The organism is Knoellia sp. LjRoot47, from assembly GCF_964253435.1.
In the GTDB taxonomy this organism is placed as follows: Bacteria; Actinomycetota; Actinomycetes; order Actinomycetales; family Dermatophilaceae; genus Knoellia.
The window spans coordinates 1427041-1444874 of record NZ_CAXUQS020000001.1; the positions used below are offsets into that span (position 1 = coordinate 1427041).

A 17834-nucleotide genomic window follows, 5' to 3' on the forward strand; every position below is an offset into this window, starting at 1 on the left:
CGCGATGACGCAGGACCAGAGTGGCACGGACCCCGAGGGCGGTCTCACCATGGGAAAGGGTGCCGACGACATCTCCGGCAGCCAGTCCGGAACCGACGCCGAGGGCCCCGCTGACAGCGGCGCCGGCGAGTCCGGCCAGCCCGGCGAGCACGACGGCGGTGCCGACGGTGGCGCCGACGGCGGCGTCCTCAGCGGTGACGGCGGCGACGGCCTGAGTGGCGCCGGCGGCGGCGACGGATCGGACGATGCCGAGGGCCCGGCCGACAGCGGTGCCGGCGAGTCCGGCCAGCCCGGCGAGCACGACGGTGGCGCGGACGGCGGGGCCGACGGCTCCCGGTGACCGCACCTCCCGAGGACCCGCGGCCGGAGGCGACGTCTCCGGCCGCGGGTTCTCCTGCGCTGACGCGCCTCGTCGGTATGCCGTCCGCGGACTTCGCGTCGGACGTCTGGTCGCGCGGGCCCCACCTCAGCCGCGGGGCCGAGCACGACCGGGACGTCAGCGACCTCTTCGGACCCGATGCCGTCGACGAGCTCGTGGCCCGCCGCGGGCTGCGCACCCCCTTCGCCCGGATGGCCAAGGACGGCTCGACCCTGGCGGAGCGCCAGTTCACGCTCGGGGGCGGTGTGGGCGCGGGCATCGGCGACCAGCTGAGCGAGGACCGGGTCCTGCGCGAGTTCGCCTCGGGCGCGACCCTCGTGCTCCAGGGGCTGCACCGCACGTGGTCACCCGTGCGGGAGTTCGCCGCCGCGCTCGCCGACGACCTCGGCCACCCCGTCCAGGTCAACGCCTACGTCACCCCACCCCAGAACCAGGGCTTCTCCGACCACTACGACGTCCACGACGTCTTCGTGCTCCAGGTCTCGGGCGAGAAGCGCTGGCGCGTGCGCCCGCCCGTCCTCGAAGCACCTCTGCGCGACCAGCCGTGGGAGCAGCACCGGGCGGCGGTCGAACAGGCCGCCACCGCCGAGCCCCTGCTCGAGGAGACTCTGCGACCCGGCGACTGCCTCTACCTCCCGCGCGGCTACCTCCACTCGGCCACGGCGCTCGGCGGGACGAGCATCCACCTGACGTTCGGCGTCCATGCATGGACCCGGCGCCACCTCGTCGACGCCCTGCTCGACCGCATCGGGGACCGGCTCACCGACGACGTCGAGGCGCGCCGGTCGCTGCCCGTCGACGGCGGTCGGTCGACCGGCTCCGAGGTCGCGTTCGGTGACGACGCCGAGGTCGTCCGCTCGCTCGTCGCCAAGGCTCTCCAGGACGTCACCGTCGACGAGGTCGTCGCAGCCCTGCGCCCGGCGGTGCGTGGTGCGCAGCGCGCCGAGCCGCTGGGAGTCCTCGACCAGGTCGAGCGCGCATCGCGCATCGAGGCCGGCGACGGGACGTCCTGGCGAGTGCGCCGCCACCTGGCCGCCCACTGGGAGGGCGACGGCCAGCGCTCCACGCTCGTGAGCCGGGTCGGCCGCCTCACCGTCAGCGGAGACGAACGGGACGCGGTCGCGGAGGTGCTCGACGGCATACGGGATCCTGCGGACCTCGAGCCCGAGCTGAGGCGACGGCTCGCGCTCGCCGGACTGCTCGTCCCCGCGGACGTCAGCGACGCGTGACCCGACCGGCCTCGACGTGCCAGCGCTGGTCGAGGTCGACGTTCTCGAGGAGCCGGCGGTCGTGCGACACGAGCAGCAGCGCGCCGTCGTAGGACGCCAGCGCCTCCTCCAGCTGCTCGATCGCCGGCAGGTCGAGGTGGTTGGTCGGCTCGTCGAGCACGAGGACGTTGACCCCGCGGGCCTGGAGCAGCGCCATCGCCGCCCGGGTGCGCTCACCCGGCGAGAGGCGTGTCACGAGGCTCGTCACCTGGTCGGCGCGCAGCCCGAACTTCGCGAGCAGCGTGCGACGGTCGGCCGGTGAGAGGTCGGGGGCCGCCTCGCCGAACGCGTCGTGGAGGGTGAGGTCGTCGCGCAGCCCCGTGCGGGCCTGGTCGATCTCGCCGATGGCGACGCTCGTCCCGAGGCTCGCACTGCCCGTGTCGGGCGCGAGTCGGCCCAGCAGGAGGCCGAGCAGCGTCGTCTTGCCGGCGCCGTTGGGCCCGGTGATGCCGATCCGGTCGCGTGCATCGACCTGGAGCGAGACGGGTCCGAGGGTGAAGTCCCCGCGGCGCACGACGGCCTCGTTGAGGGTCGCGACGACCGAGCTCGACCGTGGTGCGCTGCCGATCGAGAACTGCAGGACCCACTCCTTGCGCGGCTCCTCGACCTCCTCGAGCCGGGCGATCCGCGACTCCATCTGGCGGACCTTGCGGGCCTGCTTCTCGGCGGAGTCGATGCTCGCCGCACGCCGGATCTTGTCGTTGTCCGGGCTCTTCCTCATCGCGTTGCGGACGCCCTTGCTGCTCCACTCGCGCTGGGTCCGGGCCCGCGACTGGAGGTCGGCCCTGGTCTCGGCGAACTCCTCGTAGGCCTCGCGCGCGTGCCGCCGGGCGATCTCGCGCTCCTCGAGAAACGACTCGTGGCCGCCGTCGTGCACGGCGACCGAGTTCTGCGCGAGGTCGAGCTCGACGATGCGGGTGACGCAGCGCGACAGGAACTCGCGGTCGTGCGACACCAGCACGACGCCACCGCGCAGCCCGGTGACGAACTCCTCGAGCCGGGCCAGCCCGGCGAGGTCGAGGTCGTTGGTCGGCTCGTCGAGCAGGACGATGTCGAAGCGGCTGAGCAGCAGCGCGGCGAGGGCGGCCCGGGCCGCCTGGCCGCCCGAGAGCGAAGTCATGAGCGCCTCGCCACCGACGTCGAGGCCGAGCTCTGCGAGCATCGCGGGGATCCGGTCCTCGAGGTCCGGGGCCCCGCTCGCGAGCCAGTGGTCGAGGGCGTTGGCGTATGCCGTGTCGGCGCCGGGCGTCCCAGCGGCGAGCTCCACCGCGCTCACCTCCATGGCCTGGGTGGCGTCGGCGGCTCCGGTGCGGCGCGCGATGTAGGCGGCGACGGTCTCGTCCTCGAGGCGCTCGTGCTCCTGCGGCAGCCAGCCGACGAAGGCGTCGACGGGTGCGGTGGTGACCGCACCGGCCAGCGGTGCGGTCTCACCGGCGAGGAGGCGGAGCAGGGTGGTCTTGCCGGCACCGTTGGCGCCGACCACTCCGACGACGTCGCCGGGCGCGACGGTGAGGTCGAGGTGCTCGAAGAGGGTGCGGTGGGCGTGACCCCCGGACAGGTCCTTCGCGACGAGCGTGGCACTCACCCGGACAGACTAGGTGGAGCCGGGGAAGGGTCGCTCGCGAGCTTGCGAGCCTCGGGTCAGCCGTGCAGCCGCCCCCGGAGGTCGGCGTAGCGCCCTCGCAGCTCGGCGCTCGCCTCGCGCGCCGCGTCGTCGGGTTCGACGACGGTCTCGGTGCGCACCTCCCACTCGGGCAAGCCCTCGCCGGTGAGGGTGGCCGCGGCCTGGCGGGCGGCGCCGAGGGCGACGTACTCACCGGACACGGGCACGTGGACCGGCACGCCGAACAGGTCGGCGGCCATGGAGCGAACCGCCGTCGAGGCGGCGGCACCGCCGATGAGCAGCACCCGCTCAACGTGGACACCCTGTCCCCGCAGGGCGTCCAGCGCCTCGGCGAGGTTGGTGACCATGCCCTCGACGACGGCGCGGGCGAGGTTCTCCGGGGTGGCGTTGGCCCGGGTGAGGCCGGAGAGGGTGCCCGACGCGCTGGGCAGGTTCGGGGTGCGCTCGCCGTCGAGGTAGGGCAGGAGGGTGAGCCCGCCGGCGCCGCGGGGGGCCGTGCTGGCGAGCCGGTCGAGCTCCGCGAGCTCGACCCCGAGCATCGAGGCGCCGGCCGTCATGACGCGCGCCGCGTTGAGGGTGGCGAGGAGGGGGAGGAAGTCACCGGTGGCATCGGCGAAGGAGGCCACCGCCCCCGAGGGGTCCGCGACGGCGGCACCGTGCCGGGCGAAGGCGGTGCCGCTCGTCCCCAGCGAGATGACAGCGTCACCGGGGCGCAGGCCGAGCCCCAGCGCGGCGCCGGCGTTGTCACCGGTGCCCGGGCCGAGCACCATGCCGGACCCGGTGCGCCCGGCAGCCTCGGTGGGCCCGAGGACGCGAGGCACCTCGAGCGAACGGCCGATCGCGAGGTCGATGAGCTCGGGCAGGTAGTGGCCGGACCCAGCCGACCAGTAGCCGGTCCCCGAGGCGTCGCCGCGGTCTGTCGTCCAGCCGTCGAACCCGTTGCCCTGCTTGAGGATCTGTCCGGTGAGCCAGTCGTGGGGGAGGACGCACGTGCGCGTGCGCTCGAGCGACTCGGGCTCCGCCCGGCGCAGCCAGCGCAGCTTGGTGATCGTGAACGAGGCGACCGGCACGACCCCGACCTCGTCGGCCCACCGCTGGGCGCCCCCGAACTCCTCGGTGAGGTCGCTGGCGTCCTGCGCCGAGCGGGTGTCGTTCCACAGCAGTGCCGGGCGCACCACCTCGTCGGCCTCGTCGAGGGTGACCATCCCGTGCTGCTGCCCGCCGACCGCGATCGCCCGGACGCCGTCGAGGAGCCCGTCGGCCGTCGCGGCCTCGTAGGCCGCCCACCACTCGCGCGGGTGGACCTCCGTACCGTCGGGGTGCGGCGCCCGCCCCTGCCGGACCACCTCGCCCGTCTCGGCGTCGCAGACGACGACCTTGCAGGACTGGGTGGACGAGTCGACGCCCGCGACGAGCTGCTGCTGCTTCGTGGCCATGCCTGCATCCTTCCCGACCGGCCGGGCCGGCGCACGGACGCGGGCACCGGGGAGTGCTCCCCACTGACGGACGCGGCGATCCGTGCTTGGATTCACGCAGCGTCGGTCGACCGCTGTCCGCGGTCGTCATGAGGGAGGGAGCGCTGGTGGTCGACCCGGAGGACCTGTTCCGCGACCTCGTGTCGGGCAACCCGCCCACGGTGCGCGGGCAGGCCGACACCGTCGGCGACGCGATGAAGAAGGTCTCCGAGGCCGCCTCGCGGGTCGAGGAGGCCGCCGACCGCCCGACGTGGACCAGCGCGGCGTCGGCCGGCTACAAGGTCCGCACCGCCGGGGTGAGCCAAGGCATCGAGGTCAACTACTTCGTGCTCGGCCGGATCCAGACGGCGCTCACGACCGGCGCGAGCCAGTGTGCCGCGATGGAGAACCGGGCGCGCGAGGTCATCGGCACCTGGCGCAACCGCCCGGCCGGGCTCAACCCGCTCGTCGAGGAGATCCTCGCCCTCGTCGTCAACGGCCAGCTCCTCCAGGTGTCCGCCGACTACAACAAGGACCTCGCGACCGTCGCGGCCTTCGCCAAGGGCGAGAAGATCGACACCGACGAGCTCGACGCCGACACCCGCGAGTGGCTCGAGCGGGGCATGGACAAGACCGCCGACTGGCTCCGCGAGAACGGCGGCGGGCTGGGGCCGCTCATCCCCAACCTCGGTCTGGGCGGCGACACGCGCGGCCTCATCCCGCAGGGGCTGGGCGTCGACCCGAACACCGGCTGGATCATCCAGACGAGCTACTCCAAGGACGGCGGCCAGCACTCGGTCCTGTCGATGGTCGACCCACGAACCGGCCGCGAGATGGTCGACGTCGAGCTCGGCGGCTACGGCGACATCCCGACCCCCGACCACGCCGGCGGCGTCGCGTCGGACGGCAAGTACACCTACGTCACCTCGAGCGGCAACCCCTCGCACGTCTTCACGTACCTCACCTCCGACCTCAAGAACGGCGGCAGCACGCCCGTCGACCCGATCGGTCCACCCACCGAGCTCCCCGACGGCGCCGGGGCCTACGGCACGGTCAAGGACGGCGTCCTCTACGTCGGCACCCACCACGACACCATCGGCGGCGGAGGCAACCAGTACGACGGCGCCGACGACGACGGCAAGCTCTACGCCTACGTCTCCGACGGTCACGGAGGGTGGACCCCGGACACGAGCTTCGGCGGTGGCGCGGGCTACGTCCACACGCCACCGCAGGCGCAGGGAGTCGTCGTCCGCGACGGCGAGTACGTCTTCAGCACCTCGCTCGGCCGCGACAAGGCCGGCCGCCTCATCGTGCAGGAGCGCCAGGACGACGAGCCCGGCAACGGCGACCGGGGAGAGGCCTACGAGCTGCCCTACATGTCCGAGGGGATCATCGAGCTCGACGGCGAGATCCTCACGACCTACGAGTCGGGCGCCGACCACTACGGCCCGGACGGCTCCGACGACGAGGACCTCTGGGCCAACCCCTACATGACCCGGACCTCGCTCGAGGCCCTCGGTCTCAGCGAGGACATCGACGTCGACCCCGAGTCGCTCAAGGGCGCGGCCAAGGACTTCGAGACGGCCGCCGGACCACTGTCCCGGGCCGCCAACCTCGTCGGTGGCATCACCGTCAACGCATCCGACTTCGGCAAGGTCCCGTCGGCGAGCACCCTCGCCACCGCGGTCAACACGGAGCTGGGCAAGGGCGAGACGAGCCTCGACACCGGCGCCAAGGCGGTCCACCGCACCTCGGCGCTGCTCAGCGGCAACGCCCGGACCTACACCAACACCGACGACTACGCGGCGGACACGATCCGCCGTCCCGGCATTCCCTGAGGCCGCCTCAGTCCCAGGTGATGACGACCTTGCCGGAGGCACCTGCTGCCGCGACGGCATACGCCTCGTCTGCGTTGGCAAGCGCAAAGCGGTGCGAGACAACGCGTTCGGCACTCTCTCCCCACCGGGCGAGGAGGTCGAGCAGCTCGGCCATGTGCCCGAGCGAGGTCACCCACGAGCCGTGCAGCGCGATCTGCTTGTGGATGAGCAGGTCCGAGACGGGGAAGTCGATCCGGCCACCCTCACCGACCATGACACAGCGCCCGCGTGCGGCCGTGTGGGTCAGCGCCGCGAGACGGGCGTGGGCGTTGCCGCTGCAGTCGAGCGTCACCTCGCAGCCGCGTCCGTCGGTGGCGTTACCGACGGCATCGGGGAGCGCGTCGGGGTCCGTGACGACGACGTCGACGAGGCCCAGCTCCGCTGCGAGAGAAGCACGCTCGGCGTTGGGCTCGAGTCCGATGACCGTGGACGCGCCGAGGTGCCGACCCAGCATGGCGGCGGCCAGGCCGACCGGCCCGAGCCCAGTGACGAGCAGCCGGTCCCGTCCGCTCACTCCACCACGCAGCAACCCTTCGTATGCCGTCCCGAACCCGCACGAGACCAGCGCGCCGTCGACGTGGCTCACGCCCTCGGGCAGCCGCAGGCACGACACCGCCTCGGCGAGCATGTAGTCCGCGTGCCCGCCGTCGCGCTGCCAGCCATGGGCGGCGCGCGTCGGTGAGGTGCAGCCGATGGGGTAGCCGACGCGGCACTCGTCGCAGGAGCCGCAGCCGGTGATGTGGTAGACCGCGACGCGGTCGCCGACCTCGAGCGTCCGGACCCCGGGGCCCAGCTCGACGACGTCGCCGCAGGGCTCGTGCCCGGCGACGACGCCCTGGTAGGCCTCGGCGCCGTGTCCGAGGTGCTCGCGGTAGATCGCGCGGATGTCGCTGCCGCAGATGCCGGAGGCGCGCATCCGCAGCAGGACCTGACCCGGTCCGGGGGAGGGCACGTCGACCGTGACGTGCTCGACCGTGCTGTCACCGGGCAGTCGTACGGCAGCCATCGTCGTCATGCTCTCGATCCTGCCACTTCGGCTCCGTCTCCAGCCGACGACACCGGCGCGTCAGGATCGCGTCAAGACCGGTCAGGGCGGCGTCAGCACGCGCCGCGTCGAACCGGCCCGGTGGTTGCGTGGACGGCATGTGGCAAGACCTCCTCGCGGGCACGATCGCCCTGCTCCTCCTCGCGTACCTGACCGTCGCGCTCCTCCACCCCGACCGGTTCTGAGGCCGGCATGGGTACTGCACTGCAGACGGTCACCGCCGTCCTCCTCGTCGCCGCGATCCTCGCGGCCCTGCACGTCCCGCTGGGGTCGTGGATCCACGGCACCTTCACCGACGAGTCGGACTGGCGCGTCGAACGGCTCGTCTACCGCCTCGTCGGCGTCAACCCTCGCGTCGAGCAGCGCTGGACGTCGTATGCCGGGTCCGTGCTCGCGTTCTCCGCCGTCGGTGTGCTGGCCCTCTTTGCGCTGCTCATGGTGCAGGGGTGGCTGCCATGGTCGTACGGCCGGTCGATGCACTGGCACACCGCACTCAACACGGCGGTCTCGTTCGTCACCAACACGAACTGGCAGTCGTATGCCGGTGAGGCCGGCACCGGGTACGCGGTCCAGATGCTCGGTCTCACCGTCCAGAACGTCGTGTCCGCGGCAGTCGGCCTCGCCGTGGCCATCGCGCTGCTGCGCGGTATCGCCCGCGAGAAGACCGACCGGCTCGGCAACTTCTGGGTGGACCTCGTCCGCGGCACGGTGCGCGTCATTCTCCCGCTCGCGGCGGTGGCGGCCGTGCTGCTCCTGCTCGGTGGCGTCATCCAGAACCTCTCGGGCCCGCACACCGTCGAGACCCTGAACGGCGCGCAGCAGGTCATCCAGGGGGGACCGGTCGCCTCGCAGGAGGCGGTCAAGCTCCTCGGCACCAACGGGGGTGGCTTCTTCAACGCGAACTCGGCGCACCCGTTCGAGAACCCGGGGCCGTGGACCAACCTCCTCCAGATCGTGCTCGTCCTCGCGATCCCGTTCTCCCTGCCCCACACGTTCGGCCGCATGGTCGGCGACCGCCGCCAGGGCCTCGTCGCCGTCGGCGTCATGGGCAGCCTCCTCACGGCGAGCATGGCGCTCGCCGTGTGGGCGGAGACCGCGGCCGCCTCGTCTCCGCCGGGGTCGATTGAGGGCAAGGAGCAGCGCTTCGGCGTCGTCTGGTCCGCGCTCTTCGGCGCCGCGACCACCGGCACGTCGACGGGTGCGGTCAACGCGATGCACGACAGCCTCAGCCCGCTCGGAGGTGGCGTGGTCCTGCTCAACATGATGCTCGGTGAGGTCTCGCCCGGCGGGGTCGGGACCGGCCTCTACTCGTACCTCGTCGTCGTCGTCATCGCGGTCTTCATCGCCGGGCTCATGGTCGGGCGCACCCCCGAGCTGCTCGGCAAGTCGATCGGCCGCGCCGAGGTGACGAGCGCGGCGCTGGTCATCCTGACGATGCCGGCGCTCGTCCTGCTCGGGACCGGACTCGCGGTCGTCGTCCCCGTGTCGGTGGCCGCGCGCCTCAACGACGGTCCCCACGGGCTGAGCGAGCTCCTGTATGCCGTGACCTCCGCCGCGAACAACAACGGCTCGGCCTTCGCGGGGCTCTCGGCCGACCAGCCGTTCCTCAACCTGCTGCTCGCCGCGTGCATGCTGCTCGGCCGTCTCGTCCCGATCGTGCTCGTGCTCCGGCTGGCGGGCTCGCTCGCGGCCCAGGGTCGCCGCCCGGTCACGGCCGGAACCATGCCCACGGCGACTCCCCTGTTCGCGGTCCTCGTCCTCGGCACGGTCGTCATCGTCGCCGGCCTGACCTTCTTCCCGTCCCTGGTCCTCGGACCCCTTGCGGAGGCACTGTCATGACCTCGTCCCTCGTGCGCACCGGCTGGCAGGCCCTGCCCGCGGCCTTCGCCAAGCTCGACCCGCGCCACCTCTGGCGCAGCCCCGTCATCCTCACCGTCTGGGTCGGCTCGGCGGTCACCACCGTGCTCTCGGTGCTCGAGCCGTCGGTGTTCTCGGTGTCGGTGACGCTCTGGCTGTGGGCGACGGTCCTGTTCGCCAACCTCGCGGAGGCCGTGGCGGAGGGCCGCGGCAAGGCCCAGGCCGAGACGCTGCGCCGCACCCGGACCGAGACGACCGCCCGCCGACTCCTCGGCGACGGCAGCGAGGAGGAGGTGCGCGGCACCGAGCTCCTGCTCGGCGACCTCGTCGTCGTCGAGGCGGGACAGGTCATCCCGGGCGACGGCGACGTCGTCGAAGGGGTGGCGACGGTCGACGAGTCGGCCATCACCGGGGAGTCCGCGCCGGTCGTGCGTGAGTCCGGTGGTGACCGGTGTGCCGTCACGGGCGGGACGACCGTCCTGTCGGACCGCATCGTCGTACGGGTGACGAGCCGCCCGGGTGAGACCTTCATCGACCGGATGATCGCGCTCGTCGAGGGTGCCTCCCGGCAGAAGACGCCCAACGAGGTCGCCCTGTCGATCCTCCTCACGACGCTGACGATCATCTTCGTGCTCGCCGTCTCGGCCATCCAGCCGATGGCGGTCTACTCCGGCGGCCGGCTCTCGCTCGTCGTCCTCGTCGCCCTGCTCGTCTGCCTCATCCCCACGACGATCGGTGCGCTGCTGTCGGCCATCGGCATCGCCGGGATGGACCGTCTCGTCCAGCGCAACGTCCTCGCGATGTCGGGCCGGGCCATCGAGGCCGCCGGTGACGTGAGCACCCTGCTCCTCGACAAGACCGGGACGATCACCTTCGGCAACCGGCGTGCCAGCGACCTCGTCGCGGTGGGTGGGGCCGAGCCCGACGAGCTGGCCCGCGCCGCGCACCTCTCGTCGCTGGCCGACGAGACGCCGGAGGGCCGGTCGATCGTCGAGTATGCCCTCGAGCAGGGCGTCGCACCCGGCGACCTCGTGGCCCTGGGGCGCAGCGGCGCGACGGTCGTCCCGTTCTCGGCGACGACCCGGATGTCCGGCGTCGACCTGCCCGACGGGGCGCGGGTCCGGAAGGGCGCGGCCGGCTCCGTCGTGGACTGGGTCCGTGAGGAGGGCGGCGAGGCCCCCCGAGACCTCGACGTCCTCGTCGACGGCATCGGCGCCACGGGAGGGACACCCCTCGTCGTGGCGGCCGCCGAGCCGGGCGCCCGTCCTCGTGTCCTCGGGGTCATCCACCTCAAGGACGTCGTCAAGCCCGGCATGCGCGAGCGGTTCGACCAGCTGCGGGCTATGGGCATCCGCACCGTGATGATCACCGGCGACAACCCGCTCACGGCCAAGGCGATCGCGCACGAGGCCGGTGTCGACGACTACCTCGCCGAGGCGACCCCCGAGGACAAGATGGCGCTCATCCGCAAGGAGCAGGAGGGCGGCCGCCTCGTCGCGATGACCGGTGACGGCACCAACGACGCACCCGCGCTCGCGCAGGCCGATGTGGGGGTGGCGATGAACACCGGGACCTCGGCGGCCAAGGAGGCCGGCAACATGGTCGACCTCGACTCGGACCCGACCAAGCTCATCGACATCGTCGCCATCGGCAAGCAGCTCCTCATCACCCGCGGAGCCCTCACGACCTTCTCTATCGCCAACGACGTGGCCAAGTACTTCGCCATCGTGCCGGCGATGTTCGTCGGGATCTTCCCGGGACTCGACGCCATCGACGTCATGCGGCTCTCGAGCCCGGAGTCGGCGATGCTCTCGGCGGTCATCTTCAACGCGCTCGTCATCATCGCCCTCATCCCGCTCTCCCTGCGGGGGGTGAGGTACCGGCCGCAGTCCGCGCACCAGATGCTCCGCCGCAACCTGCTTGTCTTCGGACTCGGCGGTGTCATCGCGCCGTTCATCGGCATCAAGGCGATCGATCTCGTCGTCTCGCTCCTCCCAGGTCTCTGAGGTGACCACCATGACCCGACAGCTCCTCGCCGCCATCAAGGCGCTCCTCGTCCTCACCCTCGTGTGCGGGGTGGGCTACCCCGCCGCCGTCCTGCTCGTCGCCCAGCTCGTGCCAGGGCGTGCCGTCGGCCAACCCGTGGTCGTCGACGGCCGCGAGGTCGGCTCGCACCTCCTCGGCCAGCCGGCGGGTGGACCCGGGTGGTTCCAGGGCCGGCCGTCGGCCTCCGACGCCTCGGGGGAGACCAGCGGTGGCTCGAACCTCGGACCCTCCAACCCCGAGCTCGCCGCGGCCGTCGCCGACCGTGGGGCGTCGCTGCGGGCGGCCAACCCGGACGCCCCCGCGACGATCCCGCCCGACGCGCTCACCGCCTCGGCGAGCGGTCTCGACCCCGACATCTCACCGGCATACGCGCTCTGGCAGGTCCCGCGGGTTGCGAAGGTACGCGGTCTCGACGAGTCGGAGGTCCGCGGCATCGTCACCGACCACGTCCAGGAAGCCCCCCTGGGGATGCTGGGGCAGGCGCGCGTCAACGTGCTCGCGCTCAACGTGGCGCTGGATGCCCGCACGCCCGGGGAAGAATGACCCCATGGCACGTGGACGGCTGCGCATCTATCTCGGGGCCGCCCCCGGCGTGGGCAAGACGTTCGCGATGCTCGACGAGGCCCACCGCCGCCTCGAGCGCGGGACCGACGTCGTCGTCGGGTTCGTCGAGACCCACGGGCGCGCACACACGACGGCCGAGCTCGACGGGCTCGAGGTGCTGCCCCGGGCCCGGGTGAGCCACCGCGGCGCCACCCTCGAGGAGCTCGACCTCGACGCCCTCCTGGCCCGGCGGCCGCAGGTTGCCCTCATCGACGAGCTCGCCCACACCAACGCGCCCGGTGGTCGCCACACGAAGCGCTGGCAGGACATCGAGGACGTCCTCGACGCGGGCATCGACGTCATCAGCACGGTGAACATCCAGCACCTCGAGTCGCTCAACGACGCCGTCACCTCGATCACGGGGGTCGTGCAGCGCGAGACCGTGCCCGACGAGGTCGTCCGCCGCGCCGACCAGATCGAGCTCGTCGACATGTCTCCCGAGGCGCTGCGGCGAAGGATGGCCCACGGCAACGTCTATCCGCCCGACCGCGTCGACGCCGCCCTCGCCAACTACTTCCGGGTCGGCAACCTCGGAGCGCTGCGCGAGCTCGCCCTGCTGTGGCTCGCCGACCGGGTCGACGAGGGGCTGGGTCGCTACCGCGCCGAGCACGGCATCGAGTCGACGTGGCCGACCCGGGAGCGGGTCGTCGTCGCCGTCGCCGGCGGGCCCGAGGGTGAGACGCTGCTGCGTCGCGGCGCCCGTATCGCCGCCCGCGGCGCCGGCGGCGAGCTGCTCGTCGTGCACGTCGCCCGCACCGACGGGCTCGCCGGTCCCGCACTGCCCGACCTCGTGTCGCAGCGGCGGCTCACGGAGGAGCTCGGCGGCACCTTCCACACCGTGACCGGCGACGACCTCGCCGAGGCGGTGCTCGACTTCGCGCGTGGCGTCAACGCGAGCCAGGTCATCATCGGCAGCTCGCGCCGGGCGCGGTGGCGCACCCTCGTGACCCCGAGCACCACCGAGGAGGTCATCGCCGGCTCCGGCGACATCGACGTCCACGTCGTCACCCACCGCTTCGCGGCCGGGCGCGGGTGGCGCACCCCCCGCCGCGGACTGCCCCGCAGGCGGGTCCGTGCCGGGTATGCCGTCGCGCTCGCGGGGCCGTTCGTCCTCACCGAGCTGCTCGCGGCACTCCCGGACGATCCCGAGCTGCCGCTCACCGCCCCGCTCTTCCTCCTGCTCAGCGTGCTCATCGCGCTGCTCGGCGGCATGGGGCCGGCGCTGCTCGGCGCGGTGGCGTCGTCGCTGTTCCTCAACTGGTTCTTCACCCCGCCCACGGGTGGCCTGACGATCTCGCAGCCCCAGAACGCCGTGGCGCTCGCGGTCTTCGTCGTCGTGGCGGCGGCGGTCGCGTTCGTCGTCGACCGCAGCGCCCGTCGCGCGGACTCGGCGGTGCGGGCCCAGGCGGAGGCGTCGTCGCTCGCCGCCCTGAGCCACACCCTGCTCGGGTCGACCGACCAGATGGGGCTGTTGCTGCGCGAGGCGCTCGACATGTTCGGGGCCGAGGCCGCCGCCGTGGTGCGCCGGCCGACGTCGGACCACCCGGCGGAGGTGGTGGCGGGGACGCATCCGGGGCTCGAGCCCGAGGACCTGCGCGCACCCGGCCTGCCCCGCGAGGAGGTCGACGACGACCACGACCTCGTGCTCGTCGGCGAGAGCCTGCCGGCGGGGCAGCAGCGGCTGCTCGCGGCGTTCGCGGCGCACGCCGGGGCGATCCTCCAACGGCGCTCACTGCGGGCGGCGGCGGCCGAGGCAGCCGAACTCGCCCGTGACAACAGCGCGCGGACGGCTCTGCTGTCCGCCGTCTCCCACGACCTACGCACCCCGCTCGCCGGCATCAAGGCCGCGATCGGGAGCCTGCGCTCGACCGAGGTCACCTTCAGCCCCGAGGACGAGGCCGAGCTCCAGGCCGCGATCGAGGACTCCGCCGACCGGCTCGAGACGCTCATCGGCAACCTCCTCGACATGTCGCGACTCCAGGCCGGTGCGCTCGTCGCCCACCCGCGCCCGGTCGACCTCGGCGAGGTCGTGCCCGGCGTCGTGCGCGAGACCGCCGATCCAGGCCGGGTGCAGTGGCACCTCGACGACCACGCCCGCGTCGTGACCGCCGACCCGGGCCTGCTCGACCGCGTCCTCGGCAACATCGTCGAGAACGCACTGCGCCACCAGCCCGCACCCGGAGCGGTCCGGATCTCGTCCTCCGGGCTCGGCGACCGCGTCGAGATCCGCGTCGTGGACACCGGGCCCGGTGTCCCGCAGGGAGACCGCGACCGCATCTTCCTGCCCTTCCAACGGCACGGTGACGCGCCGAGTGGAGACGGTGTCGGCCTCGGTCTCGCCGTGGCGCGTGGCCTCGCCGAGTCCATGGGTGGCAGCGTGGTCCCCGAGGACACCCCCGGCGGTGGCCTCACCGTCGTCGTCGACCTGCCCGCAGCCCGGACGGAGATCCCCTGACATGGCCCAGCGCATCCTCGTCGTCGACGACGACCCGACGATCCGCCGCACCCTGCGCATCAACCTCCGTGCCCGGGGCTTCGAGGTCGAGGAGGTCGGCAGCGGGGCCGACGCGCTCTCGACCCACGCCGACGCGCCGGCGGACCTCGTCGTCCTCGACCTGGGCCTGCCCGACCTCGACGGCGTCGAGGTGCTCCGGCGCATCCGGTCGGGGTCGCAGGTCCCCGTGGTCGTGCTCTCGGCCCGGCACCAGTCCGACGACAAGGTCGAGGCGCTCGACGAGGGGGCCGACGACTACGTCACCAAGCCGTTCGGGATGGACGAGCTCATGGCCCGGATCCGCTCCGCCCTGCGCCGCGGTGGCGGCGAGGCGGACTCGCTCGGCGGTGTCGCCCCGGTCGTCACGGATGCCTTCACCGTCGACTTCGCCACCCTCGACGCCACCCGTGGCGGTGCGCCCGTGCACCTCACGCCGACCGAGTGGCGCCTGCTCGCCGAGCTCGCGCGCCACCGAGGCACGGTCGTCACCCAGGCCGACCTGCTGCGGGCCGTGTGGGGGCCGGGCTACGGCCGGGAGTCGAACTACCTGCGCGTCTACAGCAACCAGCTGCGCCGCAAGCTTGAGGCCGACCCGGCCCGGCCGCAGCACATCGTCACCGAGCCGGGGATCGGCTACCGCCTGCTCTGACCGGGTGGATGATCGACTTGATCGACTCGGGATCGGTGCGGGCGGCGGTGAGCGCGGCCTCGGTCTCCTCGAGCTCGAAGTGCCCGGTGGCCAGCGGCCCGAGCGTGACCCGCCCGGACGCGACGAGGCCGATCGCGGTGGGCCATGTGTTCGCGTAGCGGAAGACGCCGGTCACCCACAGCTCGCGGTTCTGGACGTCGCCGAGCGGCAGCGCCACGGTGTCGCCGCCCATCCCGATGAGGACGACCCGCGCCGCCGGGGCCGCCACCCGGATCGCCGCCTGGGTCGAGCCCTCGTGGCCCGAGCACTCGAGGACGACGTCGGGACCGGGGCGGCCGGCATACGCCTGCGAGAGCGAGGTCGTCGAGACGTCGACGACCTCGGTGGCCCCGAGTGACGACGCGACCGACAGCCGGTGCGCGTTGACGTCGGCGACGACGACCTCCGAGGCGCCGAACGCCGTCGCCACCTGCGCGGCGAGCTGGCCGACGGGTCCGGCACCGATGACGAGGACTCGTACGCCCGGCGCGACCCCGGCACGGCGGCAGGCCCAGATCCCGACGGAGAGCGGCTCGAGCATCGCTCCCTCGTCGAGCGAGACGGAGTCGGGCAGCGCGAACGCGAAGGCGGCGTGGTGGGTGACGTACTCGGCGAGCGTCCCGTCGACCGGCGGGGTCGCGTGGAAGACCATGTCGGGGCAGAGGTTGTAGTGGCCCGACAGGCACTGTGCGCACGACCGGCAGGGCACGCCCGGCTCGATGGCGACGTGCTCGCCGACCCGGGCGGGGTCGACGTCGGCGCCCACGGCCACGATGACGCCGGCGCTCTCGTGTCCGAGCACCAGGGGCCCGGTGACGACGTGGTCACCGATCCGGCCGTGGTCGTAGTAGTGCGTGTCCGAGCCGCACACCCCGACGGAGCGGACCTCGATGACGACCTCGTCGGGCCCCGGCGTCGGAACGGGGCGTGACTCGACGACGATCGAACCGGGCTGCGTGAGGACGGCGGTCCGCATGGTGGCAGCGGGGGCCGCTGTGGTCATCGGTTGGACTCCAGGTCCTCGAGGGTGGCGCGAGCACCATTGTCGTGCAACGACTTGAGGAACGCGATGTATGCCGTGGTGAACGGCTCGCTGTCGATGAGACTCCCGAAGAAGTCGCTGTCGCGCAGGAAGGCCAGCTCGTCGCTCGACCACGCCCTGGCCGCTGCCATGACGCGGTCCTTGTGGCGGTCCACGACCTCGATCGGCTCGCCGGACTCGTCGACGCCCTCGGCGTAGCGCGCCCACGACGCGACGACGAGGGCCGAGCGCTCGAACTGGCCGCCCGCCACCAGGTTGGCCTGGATGACGGGCACGAGCCACTTGGGGATGCGGTCCGAGCTCTCGGCGCAGAGGCGGGCGAGGGTGTCGCGCACCTCCGGGTTGGCGAACCGCTCGAGCAGCTGGCGGCGATAGACGTTGAGGTCGACACCCGGCACCTCGGGCAGCGTGGGCGACCCCTCCTCCTCCATGTAGCCGAGGAGGAAGCCGGCGAAGAGCGGGTCCTGCGCGACCTCGTGGGCGTAGCGGTAGCCGGAGAGGAACCCGAGGTAGCACAGGGCCTGGTGGCTCGCGTTGAGCAGCCGCAGCTTCATGAGCTCATAGGGCACGACGTCGTCGACGATCTGCACCCCGACCTCCTCGAACGGCGGTCTGCCCGTGGGGAAGTGGTCCTCGAGCACCCACTGCGTGTAGGGCTCGCACACGACCGGCCACGCGTCCTCGACGCCGAAGGTGTCGGCCAGTGCGGCGATGTCGTCCTGCGAGGTGACTGGGGTGATCCGGTCGACCATGCAGTTGGGGAACGCGACGTCGGCCTCCATCCACGCCCCCAGCTCCTCGTCCTTGAGCCGGGCGAACGCGACGATCATCTTCTTCGCGACGTCACCGTTGCCGGGGAGGTTGTCGCACGACATCACCGTGAACGGCTCCGTGCCGGCCTCGCGCCGGCGCCGCGCGGCCTCGACGACGAAGCCGAACATGCTCTGTGGGGCATCTCCCCCGGCGAGATCGGCGGCCAGATCCGCCTGCAGGACAGGGTCGTTGGCGTCGAACTCACCCGTCACCTGGTTGACGTGGTAGCCGCCCTCGGTGACGGTGAGCGACACGATCCGCGTCGCCGGGTCGACGAGCCGGTCGAGTACGGCACCCGGGTCGTCCGGCGCGAAGAGGTAGTCGACCATCGACCCGATGACCCGCGGCTCGAGGTGCCCGTCGGGGTGCTTGACGACGAGCGTGAAGAGGTTGTCCTGGGCCGCCATCGCGTCGCGCATCCGGGAGTCACCTGGCAGCAGGCCCACGCCGACGATGCCCCAGTCGAGGGCCTCGCCCTCGTTCAGGAGCGCGTCGAGGTACATCGCCTGGTGCGCGCGGTGGAAGCCACCGACACCGAAGTGGACGATGCCGGGGCTCACCGAGGATCGGTCGTATGCCGGCCGCCCCACCTCCGCGGGCAGGTCACCGAGCGTTGCCTGGCTGAGCTTCACCACTGGGGGACT

Annotated in this window: 14 protein-coding genes; 9 read left to right on the forward strand and 5 right to left on the reverse strand. The window is 72.7% G+C overall.

The features are described 5' to 3' along the window. Positions 1 to 4: 4 nt before the first annotated feature. Complete coding sequence (locus tag ACSQ11_RS06980; protein WP_436004345.1) at positions 5 to 340, forward strand: BatC protein; 336 nt, start codon at positions 5 to 7, stop codon at positions 338 to 340. Beyond that, positions 337 to 1608 carry a cupin domain-containing protein gene (locus ACSQ11_RS06985; protein WP_436004347.1) on the forward strand — a complete coding sequence of 424 codons (1272 nt, stop codon included), beginning with the start codon at positions 337 to 339 and terminating at the stop codon, positions 1606 to 1608. Before ACSQ11_RS06980 ends, ACSQ11_RS06985 begins: the two co-directional genes overlap by 4 nt. Here the strand turns inward: ACSQ11_RS06985 and ACSQ11_RS06990 are convergent. Further along, positions 1595 to 3232, reverse strand: coding sequence for an ABC-F family ATP-binding cassette domain-containing protein (locus ACSQ11_RS06990; RefSeq protein WP_436004349.1), 1638 nt, complete (start codon positions 3230 to 3232; stop codon positions 1595 to 1597). The two genes, ACSQ11_RS06985 and ACSQ11_RS06990, sit on opposite strands and share 14 nt — an antisense overlap. 56 nt (positions 3233 to 3288) lie before the next feature. Continuing rightward, the gene (gene xylB, locus ACSQ11_RS06995) at positions 3289 to 4707 is read right to left on the reverse strand and encodes a xylulokinase (protein WP_436004351.1); all 1419 of its coding nucleotides are present in this window, start codon (positions 4705 to 4707) and stop codon (positions 3289 to 3291) included. Between the two features lie 86 nt (positions 4708 to 4793). On the opposite strand from xylB, the gene ACSQ11_RS07000 reads away from it, so the two are divergent. Next, positions 4794 to 6563, forward strand: a complete 1770-nt coding sequence (locus ACSQ11_RS07000) for a hypothetical protein (protein WP_436004353.1) — start codon at positions 4794 to 4796, stop codon at positions 6561 to 6563. Positions 6564 to 6570: 7 nt separating this feature from the next. Here the strand turns inward: ACSQ11_RS07000 and ACSQ11_RS07005 are convergent, their stop codons facing one another. Next, positions 6571 to 7617, reverse strand: a complete 1047-nt coding sequence (locus ACSQ11_RS07005) for a zinc-dependent alcohol dehydrogenase family protein (RefSeq protein WP_436004355.1) — start codon at positions 7615 to 7617, stop codon at positions 6571 to 6573. 128 nt (positions 7618 to 7745) lie between these two features. Between ACSQ11_RS07005 and ACSQ11_RS07010 the strand changes: the two genes are divergently transcribed. The 6 genes from ACSQ11_RS07010 to ACSQ11_RS07035 are packed head-to-tail and all read left to right on the forward strand — an operon-like array spanning position 7746 to position 15296. After that, positions 7746 to 7832: a potassium-transporting ATPase subunit F gene (locus ACSQ11_RS07010; RefSeq protein ID WP_371860252.1), complete on the forward strand. Its 87-nt coding sequence runs from the start codon at positions 7746 to 7748 to the stop codon at positions 7830 to 7832. Positions 7833 to 7839: 7 nt separating this feature from the next. Next, positions 7840 to 9486, forward strand: coding sequence for a potassium-transporting ATPase subunit KdpA (kdpA, locus tag ACSQ11_RS07015; RefSeq protein ID WP_436004357.1), 1647 nt, complete (start codon positions 7840 to 7842; stop codon positions 9484 to 9486). Continuing rightward, positions 9483 to 11510, forward strand: a complete 2028-nt coding sequence (gene kdpB, locus ACSQ11_RS07020) for a potassium-transporting ATPase subunit KdpB (RefSeq protein ID WP_436004359.1) — start codon at positions 9483 to 9485, stop codon at positions 11508 to 11510. Before kdpA ends, kdpB begins: the two co-directional genes overlap by 4 nt. Positions 11511 to 11520: 10 nt before the next feature. Next, a complete protein-coding gene (kdpC, locus tag ACSQ11_RS07025) occupies positions 11521 to 12093 on the forward strand; it encodes a potassium-transporting ATPase subunit KdpC (protein WP_436004361.1) in 573 nt (190 codons plus the stop codon). Between the two features lie 4 nt (positions 12094 to 12097). Next, positions 12098 to 14608: an ATP-binding protein gene (locus tag ACSQ11_RS07030; protein WP_436004363.1), complete on the forward strand. Its 2511-nt coding sequence runs from the start codon at positions 12098 to 12100 to the stop codon at positions 14606 to 14608. Position 14609: 1 nt separating this feature from the next. Then, positions 14610 to 15296 carry a response regulator transcription factor gene (locus ACSQ11_RS07035; protein WP_436004365.1) on the forward strand — a complete coding sequence of 229 codons (687 nt, stop codon included), beginning with the start codon at positions 14610 to 14612 and terminating at the stop codon, positions 15294 to 15296. On the opposite strand, the gene ACSQ11_RS07040 is transcribed toward ACSQ11_RS07035, so the two are convergent. Then, the gene (locus tag ACSQ11_RS07040; RefSeq protein WP_436004367.1) at positions 15262 to 16338 is read right to left on the reverse strand and encodes an NAD(P)-dependent alcohol dehydrogenase; all 1077 of its coding nucleotides are present in this window, start codon (positions 16336 to 16338) and stop codon (positions 15262 to 15264) included. The two genes, ACSQ11_RS07035 and ACSQ11_RS07040, sit on opposite strands and share 35 nt — an antisense overlap. After that, on the reverse strand, positions 16335 to 17825 hold the full coding sequence (locus ACSQ11_RS07045; RefSeq protein WP_436004369.1) for a mannitol dehydrogenase family protein: 1491 nt from the start codon (positions 17823 to 17825) through the stop codon (positions 16335 to 16337). Before ACSQ11_RS07045 ends, ACSQ11_RS07040 begins: the two co-directional genes overlap by 4 nt. Between the last annotated feature and the right edge of the window lie 9 nt (positions 17826 to 17834).